The organism is Yersinia sp. LJYL362, assembly GCF_048323875.1.
This window is the reverse complement of the sequence record NZ_JBLWEX010000254.1, coordinates 1-22,307: the sequence shown is the minus strand read 5'-3', so window position 1 is coordinate 22,307 and position 22,307 is coordinate 1. Positions and strand designations below refer to the sequence as shown.

Below are 22,307 nucleotides of genomic sequence, written 5' to 3'. Positions count from 1 at the left end.
GTCGCCCAGGCTAAAGAGCTGGATAGCCACCAACAGCAGCAAAGCAGGAAAAGTTTGTGCCAAATTCGCATAATGAGTGACGCACATGAAGTTGATAATGAGATTTATTAACATTAACACTAAACAACGGAAATGTGTCTTGATCCGTATCAAAATATATTTAGTCTTTTGAATTTTTGTTTAAAAATGCGGAATGCCTCGCAAGATTAGAGCGAGTAACAGCAATGAATAAGGCGGTTTGGTGATGAGTCACATTCAAACGGAATATGAACAGGTTCGCGCAATTATCGGTGATAATTTTTTAATAACGCTGCTATCTATCGGCCATGAATCGACAACTGTGATCACGGGTAGCTCTGACATGGTTTTCGCTGAACAGCGCCTTACTGTTGGATCTAATCATGTTGCTTTAAGTTATTTTAAACATAACCCCCCCACGCCAGATGAGATGGAAACCGCTATTATGGTGGTGGAAGATGAGGTTATTCGCATCAGCCCGGCGGTGAATAAAACCTCACAACTGATTACCACCGATGGTTATATTGCTGAGATTGCACATCTTGCGGGCTTACCCACACAAGCGGAAATTGTTATGTCACTGGAGTCTGTTGAGCGGATGTTTGACCGACTAGCAGCCGTCATGATGGGTAGACCAGCCGCATCGGAAGGGATTCCCGCAGATAATGAATTTGCTGCACGTTTGCTGATTTTACGCGAATTTATGCATCATTTGCAGTTTTCTGCCATTACAGTGCTGAGATAAAAACGACATGATTGAGTGAGTATTTTGGCTAAAAAAAACTGACAGGGCCGTATTCGCGGACACTGTCAGTTCATAATAAATGGTCAGTTCATAATAAATGGTCAGTTTCTTTTACTGCCGATGATAACTCGGCTTACTTACCGGTTTTTTTAACCAGATTATCCGCAGGTAATTCCCCTGGCAGATAATTAGGCAAACGCCCCGCAGGGAAGATAGCCAGTAGTGATAACAACGCCATAATCAATAAACCAAATTTCAGTGAGCGAAGACGGGCTTCTTCATTGACTCGCACCGCTTCCGCGACCTGCTCAGGTGTCGCAGTGGTTTGCGCCAACACACCCTGCAGGCGGTCATTACTGACGAAGTTGATGCTATCCATATTCACTTGCGCCTGAATTTCTGGCGTCAGAATTGGCGTTTCAGCCACGCCACGTATCACGTTGGCGCTGAGCAAACCAACCAGTAACGCGCCAGCGACAGCAGTACCGATGGCATTTGCCAGGTTATTCGTGGTACCACGTAATGAGCCAACATCACCGGCCAATTCTTTCGGTGAAGCACTGACCAATACGTTGAACAGTAAAGTCACTAATGCACCCTGAGCCAAACCAAATACGACTAAACCAAACAGTACAGCGAATTCACTCCAGTTATTGCGCACCACAAATGCCAGCCACAACAGAGCAATGGTACAGGTGATGAAACCATAACGGCCAATCTTGCGTGGTGTCAGCTTCTTATAGAAACGAACAATCAACATCGCTGAGAAGAACACCGATAAGTTAAATGGCATCATGGCAATCGCCGTCGCCATCGGGGTACTGCCCTGTACTATCTGGATATACAGCGGAACCGAGAAGTTCAGCATAGCTTCCAGGGCAACCACCGCAAACATAGCAAATACAGCGGCTTTTTCAGTCGGTGAGCTAAGTACTTCCAGTGCCAATAAAGGTGTTTTGCCTTGTTCTTGACGACGGCGAGTCCAGACGACAAACGCCTGACCCAACACAATACCCAGTACAATCATGAAAGGTGCGGGAGAGAAGCCCAGCAGATCGAATGGCGCACCATCACGAACCAGACCGAAGCCCCAACGGTTGAGGTTATTAAAGCCAAATGACAGCAGGATAATCGCCGACGCCGCCAAAATGACACCGAATACATCAATGCCAACTTCCGGGCGGCCTTGGTCAGACTTCAAACGGAAGCTCAACACAAAGATGATGGCAGACAGCACAATCAAGATGCCGAACGCTGGACGCCAGCCGATATATGTTCCCAGAACACCACCAATCAGGAATGCTGCCACACCGGCACCGGCACGCGCTGAACCTAACGCACCGAGCGCCGTAGCTTGTTGCGTACCGCGGTAGTTTTCAGCAATCAAGGCCACCAGAGCAGGAACCAACGCGGCACCCGCCAGACCACTTAATGCCTGAGCACTGATCATCACGGTGACATTCGGGCTGAATGTCATCATGACCTGCGCGACACCAAACAACAGAACGGTACTGCGGAATACCACCAGCGGCCCGAAACGTTGGTTGAGTTTCGCACCCAACATCACGAAACCAGCAACAGAGAGTGAGTACATCACAATCGCAGTTGCAATGGTCGTTGGTGGCACGTTAAAGCTCTTGACCATCCCACCTAACGCTACCGGCAGGGAGGCCACGTTAAATGACATCAGAATCTGGGCCAATGCGATGGTGATCATCGGCACCCAAGATTCTTTAACTTCCGCACCTGCGCGGTGAGTTGATTGATTCGCCATAAATATCTCTATCCTTTTGAAAAACAATATTGTTTTAAACTCAATCCGGTTTTACAAAGCGCGTTTGTCGCCACATAACCGGTTTTTTGAGCTTTACCTGACTCTCACGGCTCAACTCTTTTCGGTGTAAGGCTCAGAAACAAACATGTCCATCCCAAGACTACGTGATAAGAACCGGGCGGCCAGTTGACCTTTAACACTATTACCAGCGCTATCCAGTAACGGCGCAAAAGTCCCCAACCCACCTTTACCTGGTGACACTGTCACAATACCGCCACCAATACCGCTTTTCCCAGGAAGGCCGATATCATAAAGCCAGTCCCCAGATGTTTCGTACAACCCTGCCGTTACCATTACCGCCAATGCGTAATGGCAAACATCATTATCTACCACCCGCTCGCGAGTCAGTGGATTGACGCCCCCGTCTGCCAGTGTCGCGCCCATGACAGCTAAATCCCGGGCACTGACATTCAGTGAACATTGGCGCGTATAGAGATCGGTTGCGATAAGAGGATCACACCCGAGACGGCCATAACCTTCCAGCACATTAGCTATGCCACGATTGCGAAAATTGGTTTCACAGGCAGATTGATACACTTCTTCATTAAGGGGCAGTTCACGGCCAGCAAAACGGCACAAACCGTCATAAATGAATTTCCACTGCTCATCGCTGGTGGCACCAGGTACCAGGCTGGTGGTGGCAATAGCACCGGAGTTCACCATAGGATTAGTGCGCCCATCAGGTGCGCGCTCAATGGCAGTCACTGAGTTAAATGCCATACCCGTACTATTCACACCCAGTTTTTCACGGGCGACTTTCGCGCCTATGGCCTGGCAGACCAAGGCAAAAACAAAAGGTTTGGAGACACTCATGATGGTAAATTCATAATCTACATCGCCGGCTGAATGCACGTTACCGTTAGTACCGACCATGCAAACGCCAAATAGATTAGGAGGGATACGTTCTAATGCAGGATAAACCGTCGAAACGACACCTTCATTATCGGTGCTAAACCGTTTGTGGGCTTCTTGCACCAATTTAACCACAGTATCTGGATCCGGCAGATGCCCGGTGGATACGTAGTCGATAATTCCATTTTTGCTATCATCTGTAGGCATATAGTTACCTCCCGTTTAACTTCTGTTTATATTCCTGTCTTTCTTTTGCCTGTAAGGCTTATTTTAAGCGGCAGAAATACTTATACGTTTTAATTTATATGAAATAGTAATTATGATTTGCGCTTCTTTAACCTTTGGATTTATGAATTACTCATGAAATTCTTAGAGTAAGATATCCTAGGTTTAGAAAACTGTATATCAGTTGTTTTTGAATAGTTTAATTATGTTTTTACAGAGAAAAATTATCAGAACTGTTGCAATATCATCGTAATAACGATAAAGCAGGAAGGTTTTGCGGGGAGTAAGATAATGACAAACAGCAGATAAACATGTTATGCCGTATTAATCCGACATAATAGTATTATAGTATCGGTAAACAGCCCTTTAATAAACGCCAAACATTGAATAGCGATGCTAAGGGCCGACCAGCATATTAATACTTATGATAAATAGGGTTGTATCCAATTCAGCCCTGCCACGGTGCCTGCCCGCGGGTGATATTCACAACCAATCCACCCCTTGTAGTTAATCTCATCCAGTAGTCCAAATAAATAGGCGTAATTAATCTCACCTTCATCGGGTTCATGACGGCCCGGTACTGATGCAATCTGAATATGCCCATAACGCCCTGCGAACGCGGTAATTAAATGGCTGAGATTACCGTCCACTATCTGCGCATGGAATAGATCCAACTGCGTAAATACATTAGGACGGTTGATGAGGTTAACCAATTCCAATGTTTGATATTGGCTGGAGAACAGGTAATTAGGTTTTATCTTCGGATTTAACGCTTCAATCATGACATTAATATTATGCTCGGCAAACCGGTCAGCGGCATAACGCACATTGTCGATGAATGTCTGTTGATAATTTTTTCTGTCTGCGTCTACAGGTACCACACCAGCCATGATATGAATAGATGGGCAGCCCAGTGCCAGCGCATATTCCAAAGCCAAATCAATATCACGGCGAGCTTCTTTTTCTCGGCCCGGCAGCGCCGCCAGCCCCCATTCGCCAGCACTAATATCGCCGGGAGGGGTATTAAATAACACCTGTTGCAAACCTTGCTCTTTCAATTTCGCTGCCAATTGATCTGCTGGATAATCGTAGGGAAATAAAAACTCCACACCACCGAAACCCGCGTCTTTTGCAGACTTGAAACGTTCAAGGAAAGGAACTTCTGTAAACATCATAGATAAATTAGCGGCAAACTTAGGCATATTTAACTCCTTAATTCGGCGATTTCATCATCAGTTAGATAACGAATAGGTCGGTCACCCAGTGTAAATATCAGGCGTGCAGTTTCCTCTAACTCTTCCATATTGTCTGCCGCTTCTCGCAAACTTTTCCCCACGACGACCGGGCCGTGATTTGCCAGTAAAAAAGCACGGTACTGCGGAGCCAACTTTGCCAACGCCTCCCCTAACCGAGTGTCTCCCGGACGGTAATATGGCACTACAGGAACATCGCCGACCCGCATCACCACATAAGGTGTAAAGGGCTTAATGGCATTACGACAATCAAGACCTCGCAAGCAAGAAAGTGCTGTTAAATAAAGGCAATGCAAGTGAACGACGGCTTCACACTCAGAATTATTAAGATAGATTGCACGATGAAAACTGATCTCTTTTGAGGGTTTATCACCCGAAATCCATTCCCCCTCTAAACTGACCTTTGATAGCCGTTCAGCATTTAACTCACCTAAGCAGGAGCCCGTTGGCGTCGCTAATAATGTGCCGTCCGCCAGTTTCAGTGACAAATTTCCCGCTGAACCGGTGGCGTAACCTCGTTGGAAAAAGGAGGCTCCCAACTTGACCATATCTTCCCGCGCCTGCTGCTCATTCATACTGCAAACTCCGTTTGTGCTCTGGCAAAAAAGTTTTCATCACCAAAATTACCCGACTTCAACGCTAATGAAATGGGGTGGTCGGTCGATTTTACCCAAGGAACCCCAGGTGAGATGGCTGGCCCAATATGAAAAGCTTGAATACCTAAAGATTGGGCGACCATACCGGAGGTTTCGCCGCCGGCCACGATGAAACGTTGGACACCTTGCAGTTGCAAACTCCGTGCTAAAGTCCCGAACAGATGTTCCACCGCCTCACTGCTGGCAGCCGCCCCCCACTGCCGCTGGATACTCTGTATGACCTCAGGTTCAGATGTGGCGTACAGTAACGGAGCCAACGGCCCAGAGATATTCTCCATCACCCAGGTACAGAGCTCTTTGGCATAGGATTCAGGTTCATTTAGACAACGGGTTATATCAATTGACTGGGCTGGAGCCTGTCGAACATATCGAGCGACCTGCCGATTGGTCATTGCTGAACAAGAACCGGATAACACAACACATAACTTGCCTTGCGGGGCACCGGTTAACGTGGCAGGTAAGTGATGCTGAACGCCTTTCATCCACTGCTGCGCCAGGCCGATAGCCAAACCAGAGCCCCCCGTCACCAACACCATATCGCGCACCGCTTCAGCCTGTGTCAGTAAGTGGTCGTCGTTTAAGGTATCCAGTACCACATAGCGAATGCCTTCATCTTTCAGACTGCGCAAATGTGATTTTACCGCGTCAACGCCTTGATCCATCATGGAGCTGTTGATCAAACCACTGCGCCCACGACTCTGCGCATCCATCAGGCGCAGGAGGTTACTGTCAGCCATCGGGGTCACCGGATGATGGCGCATCCCTGATTCAGACAATAATTGCCCCATAACAAATAAATACCCTTGATATACTGTGCGCCCATTAATGGGTAGCGCGGGGCAGATGACAGTTTGTTGCTGAGCAAGAGCATCCATTAATGCGTCAGTCACTGGGCCAATGTTACCTTGCGCAGTGCTATCAAATGTCGAACAGTATTTAAAATAGAATTGTGTGCAGCCCTGGTGTTGTAACCATGCCAAAGCCGCTAAAGAATCTGCCACGGCCTTATCGGCTGAACCAGAGCGCGATTTTAGACTGATCACTATAGCGTCTGCCTGCACCTGATAATCCGTTTGAGGTATGCCAGTGACTTGCACCGTCGACATGCCATTTTCCACCAAAAAACTGGCAATATCTGTGGCACCGGTGAAATCATCTGCAATAACGCCTAATCGCATCAGATACTCTCCTGTTCTTTTATAAAGCCAGATTCCATGACATATGCTGATAGCATTTTAGTGTGAGTCATAACCCCTCCATGTTAATTTTGGTGATAATTTGATTTATTATGTTAATGGTAACCAGAGAGTTGCCGTATTATTGTGAACATAATCACAATAATTAACACTGAAGAGCCGTAAATCACATGAATTAACATCAATATTGGGGCTTACGTAGACATCCTAACGAATAAAATGAATAAATTAGTGATTCCTAGCGTTAAAAAATGAGAAATATTTTCTAATCACTGACGTATAATCACATTAATTACCATTGCAATATAATGAACAAACTGAATAAGGAGCGAACGTGATTCCCGTTGAACGTCACCAACAGATACTGGCACTGGTTGCCGAGCGTGGCGTCGTCAGCATTGCTGAACTGACTGAACGTTTAGGTGTATCGCACATGACTATTCGTCGTGACGTGCAAAAACTGGAAGAACAAGGTGCAGTGTTATCCGTTTCTGGCGGGGTTCGTTCGACTGAACGCCTGGCTGCTGAGCCCTCCCATCAAGATAAAACACTCATGTACAGCAGCCAGAAAAACGCCATTGGTATGGCGGCAGCGCTACATATTCCACGTAATAGCTGTATTTATCTTGATGCCGGAACCACCACACTGGCGCTGGCACGGCAACTGGAAGCCAGGGATGATTTATTGGTGGTCACCAATGACTTTGTCATCGCTAATTTTTTGATTGAATCCTGCCAATGTAAAATGATCCATTCAGGTGGCACATTGTGTCGCGAAAACCGTTCTTGTGTCGGTGATGCCGCCGCCCGTGCGCTACGAAATTTATCCATTGATATCGCCTTTATTTCAGCATCCTGCTGGGGGCCTCGCGGTATTTCCACACCGGATGAAGACAAAGTTGTGGTGAAACGGGCAGTTAGTGAGGTTAGCAGCAAGCGCGTGCTACTGGCTGACGCATCAAAATACGGCAAGATTGCCACTTATTTAGCCTTACCTCTTACTGACTTTGATGCCGTGATTACTGATACCGGTTTGGCGTCTACAGCCCATGAAGAACTAGCCACTAAAGAGATTGAATTGATTATCGCCCCGACCCTGCGTCAATCTGATTGATCGATAAATAGCCTGCACCTCCTCTCGCCATACAGGCAGTCCCGCAGAGGAGGGATATTTGATAACTATATAAATCGTTATGTAGCTAAAGTAACCCCAAGTCTTAGCGTCCTAATAAATAAACGGCGTAAACTACAGGGCAACTTCATTTGTATCTTTTTTGTTTGCAACTATTGATATAACACCCATCTTATCAATCTGGATGTCTGAGGATCACACAGGCCGGTGTTTCTGGAGCATGACATGAACAATGCAACAACGGCTGGAAAGCAAAAAGTGCCGTTACGACTCAGTACATCTATCACCCTCATGGTTTCTGCGGTGATTATCTCCGTGTTATTGGTGGTTCACACGCTGTTCTTCGTTCAACTTAGCAAGATGGCACAAGAGGGTTTGCAAGACAAAGCCGTTGCCGTCGCCCGATCGCTCTCTTTTTCGCCCACCATCATTCACGGATTAACTGATCCTGAAGCCGGGAAACAAATTCAGCCCTATACCAGTCAAGTTCAGCAAGCGAATAACCTGCTATTTATTGTTGTGACTGATATGAACGGCATACGTTATTCACATCCTAATCCAGAGATGATCGGACAACATTTTATCGGCAATGATTTAGAACCTGCGCTACAAGGCAAAGAAAACAGCGCGATAAACCGAGGTGTACTGGAAAGAGCATTACGTATTTTTATTCCTGTTTATGAACCTCACGGCAAACAAATAGGTGTTGTCGCGATTGGGATTTCTCTTACCAGCATTGACTCGGTTGTCAGTGAAACCCGTTGGACTATTCCCTGGACCATATTATTTGGAGCGCTAATTGGATCACTCGGCACCTGGTTTTTAGTCAAAGCACTGAAAAGAATTATGTTGGGTTTTGAACCCTACGAGATCTCCAACTTATTTGAACAGCGTAACGCCATGCTGCAATCCATTAAAGAAGGCGTTATCGCAGTTGATGCCAACTCGCGCATTACCGTGGTAAACCATGAGGCGAAGCGCTTATTTAAACAAAGTGGGCCGATGGAGAATTTATTACTCAGCAGCGCCAGCAAGTATTGGCCAGTGCGTTTGTATTTAGAGCAGGTCTTGGAAACCGGGATTGCCCGGCGCGATGAAGAAATAAACTTTAATGGCAGCATATTACTGACCAATACTGTTCCCGTAATGGTAAAAGGCGATATTATTGGCGCAATCGCCACTTTCCGCGATAAAACCGAAGTGAGTCAATTGATGCAACGCCTCACCGGCATGGTGCATTATGCCGATGCCTTACGAGCACAGTCGCACGAGTTTATGAATAAACTCCATGTGATTTTAGGTTTATTGCATATGAAGTATTATCAGCAACTTGAAGATTATATTGTTAAAACATCGAATAATTATCAGGCGGAAATTGGCTCTCTACTGCGCAAAGTAAAATCTCCAGTCATTGCCGGTTTCCTGCTGGGGAAAATTAACCGGGCACGCGATTTGGGCATCACGTTATCCATCAGTGACGATAGCTTGTTGCCCGATACCGATAATGAGCAAATAACGACTACCTTAATTACAGTTTTGGGCAATCTGATTGAGAATGCCATGGAGGCCATTGGCAACCAGTCTCAACGAGAAATTAATGTCAGCTTCCATTATCAAAATGGCCGTGTACATTGCGTTGTCAGTGATGATGGGCCGGGTATTGCAACCGAGTTGCAAGACAGTATTTTTGATAACGGTTTTTCCACCAAAGGAAATGAACACGGCATCGGTTTGAGCCTGGTTCGCCAGAGCCTGGAAAGTATTGGCGGCAATATTGAGTTCGATTCAGAAGCGGGTATTTTTACCCAATTCTTTATCAATCTTCCCTACGATGTAACCTCAAATAATATGACCTCCAGTGACAATTATTCAAACAACATCAGCGCGGTAAATCATGATTAATGTATTAATAGTAGATGATGATGCAATGGTAGCTGAGCTGAACAAGTGTTATCTGAGTCAAGTGGCGGGCTTCAACTGCTGCGGCTCAGTCTCCAGTTTACAGCAGGCCCGGGAGCACGTGATGGCAGCGGAACAGCCGATTCACCTGGTCCTGTTAGATGTATTCATGCGCCAGGACAATGGATTAGACTTGCTGCCAGTTCTACGTGAATTTAGTGAGCATACTGATGTTATTGTTATTTCATCTGCAACTGATGTGAATACCATCAAAAAAGCACTGCAATACGGGGTAGTAGATTACTTAATTAAGCCGTTCCAATTCTCACGTTTTGAAGAAGCACTGTCGACTTATCGTGAAAAACAGAGTTTGCTGGGGCAACGCGAATATTGCGCACAAGAAGATGTCGATTCCTTATTACGGCGCAGTAATGCCGCTCCGATCGAGCGCAAAAAATTACCCAAAGGGCTAACAGCGCAAACACTACGAACGGTATGTGAATGGATTCTGGAAGTACAAGATGGGGAGTTTTCGACGGAACAGATGGCAAATGCTATTGGTATTTCACGCGTTTCTTGCCGTAAATATTTAATTTACCTTTCCGATACTGAAGTTCTCAGCACTAAAGTTCTGTATGGCGCCACCGGCCGGCCGGTTTATCTCTATAAACTCTTGCCCAGCCAGCAGGAGGTATTAAAACAGTATTGCCAATAGCATGAACACCAAGAAGAACTCAATTTTCAATAACAAACGGCATCCGATAAAAGATGCCGTTTGTTATGCTATCACTCAAAGTGTTGGTTTAAATTATCCAAACTAACAGCTTTAAATTATCCAACCTAATAACAATGTGGCGCCAATTACCGTGGATGCACCGCCAATACGGGTGGCTATCTGGGCAAATGGCATTAATGACATCCGGTTTGAGGCGGAAAGAATAGCAACATCCCCTGTCCCACCGAGCCCGCTGTGGCAACTGGTCACAATGGAGGCCTCCACGGGATACATATTTAGATAGGGAGCAATAATGAAACTGATGGCCGCCATTGATAAAACAACAGATCCACAGACCACGACATAGCCAACGGAGAATACGGCGACAACACTTTCTAACGGAACATACAACATCCCCAGACCAATCATTAGAGGCCAAACCAAGGTAGTAGAAACAAATTTATACCAGCTGTGCGCACCCTGCTCCATTTTTGACGGAATAACCTGCGCGTATTTGCACATCACCGCAATCAAAATCATGAGTACCGGGCCAGGAATATGCACAACCTTTTCAAATAACCCACCTACAATGAAGAATGCACAGGTCATTAATAACCCGCCGCCCATTAACTGAAAATCAGCCTGTTTTGGCCCTTCTTGCGAGGTAAACACCGCATTGTCTTGCGCTGAACGAATTAACATCCCTTCGCCATTCAGATCTTTGCGCCGCATACCGATACGAGCCAGCACACCGGCACAAATAATAGCAAAAATGTTTCCGACCACTGCCGCTGGAGCCAACTGGGCAACATAAACATCAGGTGCTTGCCCAAGAATCGCCGAATAAGCCAAAGATAACGGCAAGATACCTTCACCAATGCCACCACCGATAATCGGCACAATAATAAAGAAAAAAGTGTGATAAAGGGAGAAACCGAATAACTTACCCACCAATAACCCGGTAGCGACGGCAGTGATGGTTCCCACTACCAGTGGGATAAACATACGTGTCATACCCTGAATGAGCACCACGCGATTCATGCCAAGAATACTGCCAACGACCAGACTGGCGATGACAAAATAGAGTAAGTTCGCCTCCTTCATCAGCAAGTGAACCGTATCTAACGTATTGGTTTGGAAAATACCAAAGTAGACCAACACTGATGGCACCATCAGACACAATATAGCTGGGCCACCTATGTCTTTTAATACTGGAATATGGCGACCAATATGGGATAATACAAAGCCCATCGTCATAATAACAGCCAAGCCACCAATCATATTTTTGGGTAGATAACTGGCATAAGCCGAAATAAACACAATAGCCGAAATGGTCATAAATAAAGCCATTGGCATAGTGTTTATATTCATTTTGTTCACGTTGGTAATCAACGTTTTGATGGAAAACTTATCTGCCATATCGATCTCTTCGTCGGAAGCAAGAGTGATGTCCTGATTTGTTTTTTTCATTTTAGACCTACTGTTGGGTAGTACCTAAGGAACAAGAGGTAACGTATTGAATGTTATGATCAGCTAATGATATTCGATATTTATCACAGACCTATTTAAGGAAGTAATCGATTAACCTGTCGCTAAAAGTTATTATTAACATCAACAATAAAAACATAAAATGTAAATGCTCAACCTCAAGATACCACTCCACTCAGAGTAAAAGAACAAGCGATAGTGATATACTTATTGCATTTGAGAGCCTCTCGACAGGTTTATTTTAATTAACTTAACTCGGTGTTTTGTAATTAAAAAATCCGAATGTAATCAAGTTTCTCTGTTATGCTTTTTTAGTTAAAGACGGTTAGATTAAAGTCTTTATTTAGGTATAAATACTTTGCATGCATGAAATCGCTCGCTTACGACAGCCAGTCTACTCATGGCTTTAAATGCTATAGCTTAGCAGCCCCCCAGTTTCAACTCAGTATGCTATCAATACTTGGAGTAATATCTTATTGGCAACCCTTTATATTGATCATAATTAAAACATCTATAGACCCGATATCAAAGTATGCTTTTTGTGCCAAAAAGACAAACCATGCATATAAAAAGAATATCTGCATAAAAGTTTTCTTCTAATTAAGATCAACTGCAATTTAATCTAAAATGATAGTAATAAAATATAAAGTCAGGCTAAAAATAGTATCGATAGAAAATAGTCAGAATTGATTTATAGTAAAAAAACAAACTCTCCGCATTCACCTACATAACAACCGGTTACGGGTTGTTCTAAAAATAATCAATAGTCATACTAAATGTATTAATATGGAAGCATGCGGTGTGATTATAAATTAACCTTAGCCATTCAATTAGTGACTTCGGTAATACCGCAAAAAAAATAATTTATAAGTGAATATTTTTTTGCCTCATCACGATAGAAACGATAGCATGCCCTCCCATAATTCAAGAGTAATGATCAAAGCCATAACAAGTGAAGGCGCTAAGACGCTATTTATGCATTAACCTTTAGCAATCGGTTGCAGTAATACATTCACGATGATTGCACAACAGACAGGAAAATAGGGAATGTCTATGATGTCAGGAAAGCACTCTGCAGAAACCCATCACGACGCAAAAAAACGCTGGTTAGATTCTCATGATACTGGCTATCACAAAAGTATGGGCCGGCGTCATATACAAATGATAGCGATCGGCGGTTCTATTGGTACCGGCCTATTTTTAGGTACCGGTGCTCGTTTGCAAATGGCAGGCCCAGCATTAGCATTGGTTTATTTGGTATGCGGGGTTTTCTCATTTTTCATTCTCAGAGCCCTCGGCGAACTGATTTTACACCGCCCCTCCAGTGGTAGTTTTGTCTCTTATGCTCGCGAGTTTCTCGGCGAAAAGGCATCCTATGTTGCTGGATGGATGTATTTTCTCAACTGGGCAATGACAGGAATCGTCGATATTACCGCCGTTGCTCTCTATATGCATTATTGGGGAACATTCTCTGATGTACCCCAATGGCTGTTTGCGTTAGGCGCACTTTCAATTGTCGCCACCATGAATATGATTGGCGTTAAATGGTTTGCGGAGATGGAATTCTGGTTCGCATTGATTAAAGTGGCCGCCATCTCCATATTTCTGATCGTCGGGGTTATCTTTCTTGGAACCGGCCAAAGTGTAGGTGAACACTCGTCCGGTATGCATCTGATCACAGATAATGGTGGATTCTTCCCCCACGGGTTACTTCCCGCACTGGTATTAGTTCAGGGAGTTATATTTGCTTTTGCAGGTATTGAGTTAATTGGCACCGCAGCTGGCGAGTGCAAAGACCCAGAGAAAATGCTACCCAAAGCGATCAATAGTGTGATTCTACGTATTGGCCTGTTTTATGTCGGCTCAGTGGTTCTGTTGGTATGTTTATTGCCCTGGAATGCCTATCAGCCGGGTCAAAGCCCCTTTGTGACATTCTTCAGTAACTTAGGCGTTCCTTATATTGGAACGATCATGAATATCGTGGTGCTATCCGCCGCTCTTTCCAGCCTGAACTCGGGGCTGTATTCTACAGGCCGCATTCTACGTTCATTATCGATGGGCGGTTCAGCACCAAAATTCATGTCCAAAATGAGCCCCCAATCGGTCCCCTATGCCGGGATACTGGTCACTGTCGGCATCTATGTTTTTGGTGTAGTGCTCAACTTTCTCGTCCCATCACAGGTATTTGAGATTGTTTTGAATATTGCGTCGCTAGGGATTATTAGCTCATGGGCATTCATTATTGTGTGTCAGATGAAATTACGTCAGGCGATAAAGAACGGCACGGCCAAACCCGTCGCCTTTAAAATGCCTGGTGCTCCCGTGACATCCTGGCTAACCCTATTTTTCCTGGCCGGTGTATTAATCATGATGGCGTTAGATTATCCGAATGGTACCTGGACCGTTGCGACTTTACCTGTCATCGCCGTATTGCTTGTCATTGGCTGGTTTAGTTTACGCAAACGCGCTCAAGAGGTTGCAGCAGAACACAGAAATATGCCTGTCAAAGAAAGTGGAACTAAAGCAGTGCCACCTCTGATTTGTATGAACAAAAGCCAGTAGGTTAAAGAATACATTCAGCCCGTAGCTTGATAAACAAACTTACGGGCTGAATTTTACGCGAATACGGCTAAGATTAATATCAAACCGCTATTGAATAATGAAACGTACACTACCGATTGATTCAATAATAGTGAGTAAAGTTAAAGGACTACAGTTTACTGAGAAGAAAATCGCGTAAAACGACTGCTTGATTATTTTGCTCATCACGACTGCCATATAACAACGTGATGGGCTGTTGCTTCAACACCGCCAGCAAAGGTTCCCAAGCCGTAGAGTTATTGAGCTGGGCCCGATAGCGTATGACAAATTCTGGCCAATCCAAATGCTGATGGAACCATTGCCGCAATGCGTTATCCGGTGCGACCTCTTTTAGCCATACAACCCCCTCCAGACGCGCCTTACTGATCCCACGCGGCCATAAACGGTCAACCAAGAAAGTATTGGCCTGATAAGGTGGTTCAACATCATAGACCCGCTGCAATGTAACCTTATTTATACTCACAGCAATCTCCTTCGCTCTTTTCACTACTCCAATTAAATCAGTGACAGAGAATAAATTCGTGAAGACTCACCCCATGGGTGATAGCCCATCCCGGTAAAAGTAAAACCATATCTTTCATAGAAACCAATATGGTCAGTACATAAATGTAATTCGTCGAAACCGATACTTTTAGCCTCTTCCGCCAAGTGCTTTATCAGCAACTCACCATAAGCATGGCCACGAAAGTTCTCTTCAATATAGAGCGCACACAGCCAAGGGTACAGATCCATCCGGCTGATAAAATCATTAGTAATTAGCCCCACACAGCCAATAATTTCCGCATTGAGCTCCATCAAATACCATTGCGGCAACGGCTTTTTTGCACCAATACAATGCGTAATGCTATCTTGATAAAGCATTTTGGTCTCTTCTGTAGCCCACTTACTTTGAAAGTAATGGATAGCTTTATCTTTATATTCTGGATGATTTCTCACCGAGATGATCTTTATCATAGCTATATTCCTATCATACCGAGTGCTGCTTTGGGGAAGACAAATATGGCGGCCTCCTGATAAATATCGGGATAAGTGCTGCTATATTTTCGAAATTTTTACGCTTTCGCTTATACCAATATTTGGCTTAGCACATACAATCAGTGGTGTCAGATTTAGCCATTAATGTACCATTTGCCAATATCAGGGTTTTAGTCAGTGTTTGGTTACAAGCCCGCATAATGTGGGCTTTACCCGCTGATAGGCAATATAGTGCTATTTTTGGTAAAGATCCCAGCGGTTGCCGTAGATATCTTCAAACACCACGACCATGCCATAGGCTTCTTTGCGCGGTTCCTCACAGAATGTTACTCCTTTCGATTTCATTAATTGATAATCACGCCAGAAATCTTCGGTCTCAAGAAAAAGGAATACTCGTCCGCCACATTGATTGCCAATAAATGTCACTTGATTTTCATTAGATGCACGAGCCAACAATAAACGACACTCACTATCTTCTGTGGGTGAAATCGATACCCAGCGCTTCCCTGGCTGCGGCTCGTCTTCCCTCAAAAAGAAACCCAATTTTTCAGTATAATATTCAATCGCTTTATCATAATCATCGACCATGATGGCGATGTAGCCCATCCCTCTTTTTTTACTCGCCATATATTATTCTCATCCATCTCAGTTAACTTAAACCTAATGCTGTCAATATCGCTCGACAAGCACCAGGGGTTTATCTCTCATTTTAAACACTGTAACATCCGGCGAAGACCATGATAATTATTTATTCATAAATACGAACATGTTATATTTCTTCCAGTTAAATTATGGGTGAAAAAAATGACAACGGTGCTGATTAACACTACCAGACAGATGAAGAAAAAAAATATCATGCTGGTAACTGGCACATTAAAATCACTGGTATCTGCAACGAAAAGCGATATATCCGCTCAAACTGGGTTAAGTTTGGCAACCTGTGGCACGATACTGAATGAATTATGCGCTGAGGGAGAGGTTATAGAGGAATCTCTCGATGAATCACGCGGTGGTCGGCCAGCCAAACGCTATATATATAATCCAAATTACTTTAGTGTATTAAGTGTCTATGCCGAGGGTACAAATGACAGCGGCGTTATTTCGTCTTTTCTCACCTCGGCCGATGGCAAAAAAATTCAAGAATATAATGAAGTTTATAATAATCTTACTATAGAGATATTAATTAGCCATATTAAAGAGATAATAGATAAACATCCTAATATCAAAGCATTAGGCCTTGGTCTTCCAGGTGTTGTGGTCGATGGGAAAGTCCTAACTTGTGATATTACTCACTTAGAAGGACTGGATATTGCTGAGCAGCTAAATACCCAATTGGGTATTTTTGTTCAAGTGGGCAATGATATGAATTACACTGCATTTGGCTTCTACCGAAATTATTGCCGCGGTACAAATGATCCAGTCGCTTACATATTCATGCCCCCGAGACATTGCGCAGGTTGTGGCATGGTTATTTCCGGAAAAATGCTACGTGGGGCTAGCCAATTCGCGGGGGAGGTATCAAAACTACCCTTCTATGATAATTTACCCAACGGAACGAATACTCACTCTCATCATACCCCCGAGTTTGAAAGGCTTCTGCATATCACTTCATCTTTAATTGTTATTATTAATCCGGTCACCATAGCTGTATCAGGTAATAACATCGATCAAGCATGTATTGATGCACTAGCTATTGAGTTATTAAAAAGATTTGATAACAAACATATTCCGCAATTTGTCTATCGCGATTGTATAAAATCTGATTATCATAAAGGCATATCAGAATATACCCTCGACGCCTATAATAATTTTAGAGTCTTTGATAGCTAACTTACCCAAGTAAATGATGTTAAAGCCCTGCCTTAGCACTAAAAATCTCATTTCAACGCTCGCATTCTATCCCCTATTTAACACCTATAAATAAACACCTTCCACGGCAAGAATGTTCTTGACTTCTTGAACGTCGTCATTATATTTTATTACTTAATATAAGTCTTTTAGTAAGTAGTTTTACATTGCTAACAAATTCGATTTCGCGACCACTCACCAGAGAAAGGTAACTACTGAATGTCTAGCTCTACACTTGATGCCACTCTGGATACTTATGCTAAACGCTCCGCCACGCGGGCAATATTCTTTGTCGCAGGATTTGCAATGGGCCTTTGGGCTTCATTGGTACCCTATGCACAAAATCGTCTGCATTTTGATGCTGGCTCGTTAGGATTACTGTTGCTTTGTTTGGGAACTGGCTCTCTACTTGCCATGCTGTTTTCCGGGAAACTCATCGGCCGTTTTGGTTGTAGAAATATCATGCTATTAGGCATCGCCCTAGCCTGTATATTCCTGCCTACTCTGGCAATCATTGATCAATTCCCTGTGATGGCTTTATGCCTATTTTTCTTTGGCGCCGGAATCGGTCTGGCAGATGTTGCAGTCAATGTCCAAGGCTCGCTGGTTGAACAATCATCTGATAAACCACTTATGTCAGGTTTTCATTGTTTGTTCAGTGTTGGTTCAATTGCAGGAGCAGGTGGTGGTGCAATATTATTTACGCTTGGTTTGATGCCTCTTGCCGTGACATTCATTGCCATTGCAGTAATCGCTATTATTACCGTGACGGTTTTTAATGAATTAATCCCCTTTGGTGATCATAAAGAACCTACTGAGCAAGCGATAACAAAACCAAAGCCCAATTTCCGACTCGTGTTAATGGCATTAATGTGCATGATTTGTTTTATGGCTGAAGGTGCAGTATTAGATTGGAGCGGCGTTTTTCTCACTAATGATCGAGGCCTTGATATAACACATGCAGGTTGGGGATTCGCAATTTTTGGTGGAACGATGTCAATCATGCGTTTCACTGGCGATAAAGTTGTCAGCCTTTTGGGACGTAAACGCGTACTGGTTCTCAGCAGTATCATCGCCATGATCGGTTATGCGGTTGCGGTCATTATCCCCGACTGGAAATTCACATTGCTTGGTTTCGCGCTAGTTGGAGTTGGGGCTGCAAACATTGTTCCGGTACTGATAACCCTGGCGGGCCAGGAAAAAGTGATGCCGGTAAATATGTCCGTTGCCATGGTTGCAACACTAGGTTACTTCGGCGTGCTGGGCGGGCCAGCGCTGATTGGTTTTATTGCTCACTTAACTGATCTTTACACCGCATTCGCCATTATGGCACTGACATTCCTCGTTATTGCGGTCGGGGCATTTAAGCTGAAATATATCAACGAGGAATAACCGCATCAAAAATTAATACAGCGTAAACATATTTGTGAAGATTCATCTAAAGATAAAATTTGTGACTGAGTATGGTAACTTTACCAGCTAGCAAAATTTTGCTAGCTTTTTTTTAGATAAATAGCGTTAAGATATTTTCTATCAAACTACTATCTTCAATATGTTAAAGAGGGAAACAAAATGAGTATTAAAATCGTTGCAGTTGATATGGATGGAACCTTTCTTAACGACCAGATGAATTTTGATAGGAAACGGTTTAGCGCTCAATATGCACAATTAAAAGATAATGGAATAAAATTTGTTGTTGCCAGTGGCAACCAATATTACCAGCTCATCTCCTTCTTTCCCGATATCGCTAATGAAATCGCATTTGTCGCTGAAAACGGTGCCTACGTTAGCAATGAAAATACAGAAATTTTCTGCGGAGCACTATCAGATGAAAACTGTGACAAAGTTCTAAAAACAATCTTACCACTACCTCATCTTGATATTATTGTTTGTGGCAAGAATGGTGCTTGTATGCTCAGTTCATCTGATAATGCTTTCTACACCACCATGAGCAAATATTACCATCGACTTAAAATTATTGATAACTTCAATCAAATCGAAGAACCCGCATTCAAGTTCGCAATCAGTTTGCCCGATGAAGAATTGGCTGACTTTATGACATTCATTGAGGCTGAATTGGGCGATATTGTAACCCCAGTGTCCAGTGGTCATGGTTCTGTTGACCTAATCATACCTGGTGTACATAAGGCCAATGGTATTAAATTACTCCAGGATATATGGGGGGTGAAAGATGAAGAAGTGGTGACTTTTGGTGATGGTGGCAACGATGTTGAGATGTTGCAATATGCCGGGTATGGATTTGCTATGGCAAATGCGCCAGAACATATTAAAAAAATAGCGAAATATCAGGCCGACTCGAATAATGATTCAGGCGTGTTAAATGTCATTGATAAAATTTTAAGAAAAGAACCTCCGTTTGCGGGAAGTTAGAAACTATACCGGAAATATGATGGCGGAGAACCAGGAAAATAATAGCGACCTCTTAAATCAAGGCTAATAATTAACCAACTATCTGTCTGAGCGATCAAAGTAACTCACACAATCAGAAGCCCGCACATTTACGCGGGCTTCGTTTTACACCTGATTAACATAGATTCCCCCCTCCACTCAACAGTTACACTACCCAATCAATGATTTAGTCTTCAATGATATTACCGATGAACACCTATATGGGGTAGCAACTAGTTATTATTTCGTTGAGATAACCCGATGCATGTGCAATTCCCTCCTGTATCCGCAAAAAATAGTATTACAAGACTAAAATCAAAGTAATGAAAATAAATTTTTTCCTTGTTTTTAATTAAAATGCTATCGTTATTTTAATAATAACACTTAAGTAATTTTAAATTAATAACGGGTAAATGGTTAAATATGAGCGCCGCCAGTTGTTAGGCTTTACTGACGGCGATGGTGAATGGATTGTCAATCTGACGCTGGAACATATTGCCAAAAATAGTTATTCCTGTTTAAGTTATTTATCTTTTCTTATTAAATGAAAAATCACTTTTGTTATTAGAGATAAAAAAATAATAGCAAGAATAGCCATTTCGTAATAGAGAGCTATCAGAATATTCGTATTAAGAAAGTTAAAATAGCTGATCGCATCATACTGCTCCTTTGTAGTATTTAAAATCCATAATTATAACGTATGGCACACAGGGACGATATTGATTCCAATAAGCAAGCGTCTTCTTCAGGAATCTTACGTTGCGAGGTAACAAGAGAGGGATATGCTCATAACCTTTCACCTGCGTTTAGCGGGAAATATCTGTTAGCTGAATGTACTCAAACACAGAAATATCAGCCCGATAGCAGTAGCAAAGAAGCCTGGCTGAAAGATATAAACATATTTGTCCCGGTTGCCCATCAGGTAAATGATAAGCCTGAAAGTCAGGTAACGCTGGAAAATGTTAGCGTAATACGTTGATGAGCAAGCAGGTTCATCGCTTTGATGGGTGAACCTATTCAGCATTGCGTCTACAGCGTCTGAATAGGAAATTATTAACTCGTATTGAATTAGAAGAGATCACCGAGTTTGTTCAACCGAGAAAACAATGCGAATGCTTACACGAAAATGGCATTTTTTTATCATGCGGAAAGATGCTTGACCCAGCACCACCTGGGGACCCACTGTCATCGCGTCAGCTCATTCAGGTGGAGTCTGATGAACAACCTGATTATGGCTCGCCCACGCAAAGACCCCGCTGACAACTGGATGCCGCCTCGTGTTCGAAAAGGCAGGTCAGCCTATGAGTTCAGGGCCATCGATGGTGGAACAATCCGACTTTGCAGCTTTGGATCCAGCCAGGCCGAGGTATGGATGGCCTACGAGAGATTAATGGTCGGCCAGAAAAGTGACACGACATTTACTGGTCTCATTAAAGAGTTTTTGGTGTCCGGCGATTTCTGTGATTTGGCGAGTGAAACACAAAAAGACTATCGCAAACACTCCTCAAAAATAATCGCTGTATTTGGAAAAATGTCATCCAACAGTATAAAGCCCGAGCATATTCGAACGTATATGGATGAACGGGGGATAACAAGTCGGATTCAAGCCAACAGAGAAAAATCTTTCATGTCGAGAGTCTTCCGCTGGGGATACGAGCGCGGAAAAGTAAAATTGAATCCTTGCACTGGTGTAAAGCAGTTTAAGAAGCTCAGTAGAGAGCGCTATATTACTGATGAAGAATATAGTGCAGTCTATTTTGCCGCCTCTAACATTGTCCGCATCGCCATGGAAATAGCCTATCTGTATCTCACAAGACAAGCTGACGTGCTTGCGTTACGCCGTGACCAAATTAAAGACGCGGGGCTATATATCAGGCAGGGAAAAACGGGAGTAAAACAAATTAAGGCCTGGACCGGACGATTGCAGAATGCGATTGCGTTGGCCGATACCCTCCCCTTGAAGCCAGGGATAAGTAGCATTTATCTCATCCACCAAAGAGGTGGATGTCGGTATAGCCGTGATGTTTTTAATAGCCAGTGGCGTAAAGCCAGGAAAATGGCAAAAGAGTCACACCCTGAATTGGATTTCAATTTCACCTTCCACGATTTGAAGGCGAAAGGTGTTTCTGATCTCACCGGAACCCTCTATGAAAAACAGGCGATTTCGGGACATAAAAATGCATCGCAAACGGCACGGTATGACAGAAAAGTCGCGATTGTCCCTGTCGTCGGCGGGCAACAAGAAGAGCAATAAAGTGACGAAATTGAATGGTGAAACAGCCACAAAAGAGCAGGGATATGGTGAAAACCAATGGTGAAATAAGATTTGGGTCGCAAAAAAACCGCCTCTCGGCGGTTAACGACATACTCATACTACTTTGTTTTACTTAGATTTGTTTCCATGGTGCCCGGGGCGGGACTTGAACCCGCACAGCCATAAGCCGAGGGATTTTAAATCCCT

General features: G+C 43.7%; 21 protein-coding genes. 12 read left to right on the top strand and 9 right to left on the bottom strand.

The features are described from left to right. Positions 1-244 precede the first annotated feature (244 nt). Positions 245-763, top strand: coding sequence for a hypothetical protein (locus ACNSO8_RS15060; RefSeq protein WP_268215688.1), 519 nt, complete (start codon positions 245-247; stop codon positions 761-763). Between the two features lie 133 nt (positions 764-896). On the opposite strand, the gene ACNSO8_RS15055 is transcribed toward ACNSO8_RS15060, so the two are convergent. From ACNSO8_RS15055 to otnK, 5 genes are all read right to left on the bottom strand, one after another. After that, positions 897-2,537 (bottom strand): MFS transporter, encoded by a 1,641-nt coding sequence (locus ACNSO8_RS15055; RefSeq protein WP_005179195.1) that lies wholly within the window; start codon positions 2,535-2,537, stop codon positions 897-899. A gap of 111 nt (positions 2,538-2,648) precedes the next feature. Next, a complete protein-coding gene (gene glsA, locus ACNSO8_RS15050; RefSeq protein WP_019082974.1) occupies positions 2,649-3,656 on the bottom strand; it encodes a glutaminase A in 1,008 nt (335 codons plus the stop codon). A 440-nt stretch (positions 3,657-4,096) separates the two neighbouring features. Next, the gene (gene otnI, locus ACNSO8_RS15045) at positions 4,097-4,876 is read right to left on the bottom strand and encodes a 2-oxo-tetronate isomerase (protein ID WP_050158077.1); all 780 of its coding nucleotides are present in this window, start codon (positions 4,874-4,876) and stop codon (positions 4,097-4,099) included. Positions 4,877-4,878: 2 nt separating this feature from the next. Beyond that, positions 4,879-5,502: an aldolase gene (locus ACNSO8_RS15040; protein WP_046695084.1), complete on the bottom strand. Its 624-nt coding sequence runs from the start codon at positions 5,500-5,502 to the stop codon at positions 4,879-4,881. Further along, the gene (gene otnK, locus ACNSO8_RS15035; protein WP_418395112.1) at positions 5,499-6,761 is read right to left on the bottom strand and encodes a 3-oxo-tetronate kinase; all 1,263 of its coding nucleotides are present in this window, start codon (positions 6,759-6,761) and stop codon (positions 5,499-5,501) included. The genes ACNSO8_RS15040 and otnK overlap by 4 nt, the downstream gene beginning before the upstream one ends. 352 nt (positions 6,762-7,113) lie before the next feature. Between otnK and ygbI the strand changes: the two genes are divergently transcribed. The 3 genes from ygbI to dcuR all read left to right on the top strand — a co-directional run bounded on the left by ygbI (position 7,114) and on the right by dcuR (position 10,525). Continuing rightward, positions 7,114-7,893: a DNA-binding transcriptional repressor YgbI gene (ygbI, locus tag ACNSO8_RS15030; protein ID WP_019079188.1), complete on the top strand. Its 780-nt coding sequence runs from the start codon at positions 7,114-7,116 to the stop codon at positions 7,891-7,893. A gap of 243 nt (positions 7,894-8,136) precedes the next feature. After that, a complete protein-coding gene (locus tag ACNSO8_RS15025; protein ID WP_050160745.1) occupies positions 8,137-9,813 on the top strand; it encodes a sensor histidine kinase in 1,677 nt (558 codons plus the stop codon). Then, entirely contained in the window at positions 9,806-10,525 is a 720-nt protein-coding gene (gene dcuR / locus ACNSO8_RS15020) for a two-component system response regulator DcuR (protein ID WP_019079186.1), read from the top strand. Before ACNSO8_RS15025 ends, dcuR begins: the two co-directional genes overlap by 8 nt. 111 nt (positions 10,526-10,636) lie before the next feature. Here the strand turns inward: dcuR and ACNSO8_RS15015 are convergent, their stop codons facing one another. Beyond that, a complete protein-coding gene (locus tag ACNSO8_RS15015) occupies positions 10,637-11,995 on the bottom strand; it encodes a 2-hydroxycarboxylate transporter family protein (protein ID WP_019079185.1) in 1,359 nt (452 codons plus the stop codon). A gap of 1,065 nt (positions 11,996-13,060) precedes the next feature. Between ACNSO8_RS15015 and ansP the strand changes: the two genes are divergently transcribed. Beyond that, entirely contained in the window at positions 13,061-14,575 is a 1,515-nt protein-coding gene (gene ansP / locus ACNSO8_RS15010) for an L-asparagine permease (RefSeq protein ID WP_057630100.1), read from the top strand. Positions 14,576-14,723: 148 nt separating this feature from the next. On the opposite strand, the gene ACNSO8_RS15005 is transcribed toward ansP, so the two are convergent. The 3 genes from ACNSO8_RS15005 to ACNSO8_RS14995 form a co-directional block, all read right to left on the bottom strand. Further along, positions 14,724-15,077: a DUF488 domain-containing protein gene (locus ACNSO8_RS15005; RefSeq protein ID WP_005164450.1), complete on the bottom strand. Its 354-nt coding sequence runs from the start codon at positions 15,075-15,077 to the stop codon at positions 14,724-14,726. A 32-nt stretch (positions 15,078-15,109) separates the two neighbouring features. Continuing rightward, a complete protein-coding gene (locus ACNSO8_RS15000; protein ID WP_019079182.1) occupies positions 15,110-15,568 on the bottom strand; it encodes a GNAT family N-acetyltransferase in 459 nt (152 codons plus the stop codon). 255 nt (positions 15,569-15,823) lie between these two features. Further along, entirely contained in the window at positions 15,824-16,216 is a 393-nt protein-coding gene (locus tag ACNSO8_RS14995; protein WP_019082967.1) for a VOC family protein, read from the bottom strand. Between the two features lie 177 nt (positions 16,217-16,393). Here ACNSO8_RS14995 and ACNSO8_RS14990 point away from each other — a divergent pair, with 177 nt between their 5' ends. The 7 genes from ACNSO8_RS14990 to ACNSO8_RS14960 all read left to right on the top strand — a co-directional run bounded on the left by ACNSO8_RS14990 (position 16,394) and on the right by ACNSO8_RS14960 (position 22,100). Further along, a complete protein-coding gene (locus ACNSO8_RS14990) occupies positions 16,394-17,419 on the top strand; it encodes an ROK family protein (protein ID WP_408576925.1) in 1,026 nt (341 codons plus the stop codon). Between the two features lie 237 nt (positions 17,420-17,656). Continuing rightward, positions 17,657-18,829: an MFS transporter gene (locus ACNSO8_RS14985; protein WP_019079179.1), complete on the top strand. Its 1,173-nt coding sequence runs from the start codon at positions 17,657-17,659 to the stop codon at positions 18,827-18,829. Positions 18,830-19,009: 180 nt separating this feature from the next. Then, positions 19,010-19,828 carry a Cof-type HAD-IIB family hydrolase gene (locus ACNSO8_RS14980; protein WP_019079178.1) on the top strand — a complete coding sequence of 273 codons (819 nt, stop codon included), beginning with the start codon at positions 19,010-19,012 and terminating at the stop codon, positions 19,826-19,828. Positions 19,829-20,259: 431 nt separating this feature from the next. Further along, complete coding sequence (locus ACNSO8_RS14975) at positions 20,260-20,394, top strand: hypothetical protein (protein WP_418395111.1); 135 nt, start codon at positions 20,260-20,262, stop codon at positions 20,392-20,394. A gap of 152 nt (positions 20,395-20,546) precedes the next feature. Continuing rightward, positions 20,547-20,825, top strand: coding sequence for a hypothetical protein (locus tag ACNSO8_RS14970; RefSeq protein ID WP_193785606.1), 279 nt, complete (start codon positions 20,547-20,549; stop codon positions 20,823-20,825). 44 nt (positions 20,826-20,869) lie between these two features. Next, positions 20,870-21,106 carry a DUF4224 domain-containing protein gene (locus ACNSO8_RS14965; RefSeq protein WP_072076895.1) on the top strand — a complete coding sequence of 79 codons (237 nt, stop codon included), beginning with the start codon at positions 20,870-20,872 and terminating at the stop codon, positions 21,104-21,106. Continuing rightward, entirely contained in the window at positions 21,078-22,100 is a 1,023-nt protein-coding gene (locus ACNSO8_RS14960; RefSeq protein ID WP_050160764.1) for a tyrosine-type recombinase/integrase, read from the top strand. Before ACNSO8_RS14965 ends, ACNSO8_RS14960 begins: the two co-directional genes overlap by 29 nt. Positions 22,101-22,307 lie beyond the last annotated feature (207 nt).

Excerpts from the sequence above, each read along its gene's own strand:
- ACNSO8_RS15060 (WP_268215688.1), top strand. The coding sequence starts at position 245 with ATGAGTCACATTCAAACGGAATATGAACAGGTTCGCGCAATTATCGGT.
- ACNSO8_RS15055 (WP_005179195.1), bottom strand. The coding sequence starts at position 2,537 with ATGGCGAATCAATCAACTCACCGCGCAGGTGCGGAAGTTAAAGAATCT.
- glsA (WP_019082974.1), bottom strand. The coding sequence starts at position 3,656 with ATGCCTACAGATGATAGCAAAAATGGAATTATCGACTACGTATCCACC.
- otnI (WP_050158077.1), bottom strand. The coding sequence starts at position 4,876 with ATGCCTAAGTTTGCCGCTAATTTATCTATGATGTTTACAGAAGTTCCT.
- ACNSO8_RS15040 (WP_046695084.1), bottom strand. The coding sequence starts at position 5,502 with ATGAATGAGCAGCAGGCGCGGGAAGATATGGTCAAGTTGGGAGCCTCC.
- otnK (WP_418395112.1), bottom strand. The coding sequence starts at position 6,761 with ATGCGATTAGGCGTTATTGCAGATGATTTCACCGGTGCCACAGATATT.
- ACNSO8_RS15025 (WP_050160745.1), top strand. The coding sequence starts at position 8,137 with ATGAACAATGCAACAACGGCTGGAAAGCAAAAAGTGCCGTTACGACTC.
- dcuR (WP_019079186.1), top strand. The coding sequence starts at position 9,806 with ATGATTAATGTATTAATAGTAGATGATGATGCAATGGTAGCTGAGCTG.
- ACNSO8_RS15015 (WP_019079185.1), bottom strand. The coding sequence starts at position 11,995 with ATGAAAAAAACAAATCAGGACATCACTCTTGCTTCCGACGAAGAGATC.
- ansP (WP_057630100.1), top strand. The coding sequence starts at position 13,061 with ATGTCTATGATGTCAGGAAAGCACTCTGCAGAAACCCATCACGACGCA.
- ACNSO8_RS15000 (WP_019079182.1), bottom strand. The coding sequence starts at position 15,568 with ATGATAAAGATCATCTCGGTGAGAAATCATCCAGAATATAAAGATAAA.
- ACNSO8_RS14995 (WP_019082967.1), bottom strand. The coding sequence starts at position 16,216 with ATGGCGAGTAAAAAAAGAGGGATGGGCTACATCGCCATCATGGTCGAT.
- ACNSO8_RS14990 (WP_408576925.1), top strand. The coding sequence starts at position 16,394 with ATGACAACGGTGCTGATTAACACTACCAGACAGATGAAGAAAAAAAAT.
- ACNSO8_RS14985 (WP_019079179.1), top strand. The coding sequence starts at position 17,657 with ATGTCTAGCTCTACACTTGATGCCACTCTGGATACTTATGCTAAACGC.
- ACNSO8_RS14980 (WP_019079178.1), top strand. The coding sequence starts at position 19,010 with ATGAGTATTAAAATCGTTGCAGTTGATATGGATGGAACCTTTCTTAAC.
- ACNSO8_RS14975 (WP_418395111.1), top strand. The coding sequence starts at position 20,260 with ATGGTTAAATATGAGCGCCGCCAGTTGTTAGGCTTTACTGACGGCGAT.
- ACNSO8_RS14970 (WP_193785606.1), top strand. The coding sequence starts at position 20,547 with ATGGCACACAGGGACGATATTGATTCCAATAAGCAAGCGTCTTCTTCA.
- ACNSO8_RS14960 (WP_050160764.1), top strand. The coding sequence starts at position 21,078 with ATGGCTCGCCCACGCAAAGACCCCGCTGACAACTGGATGCCGCCTCGT.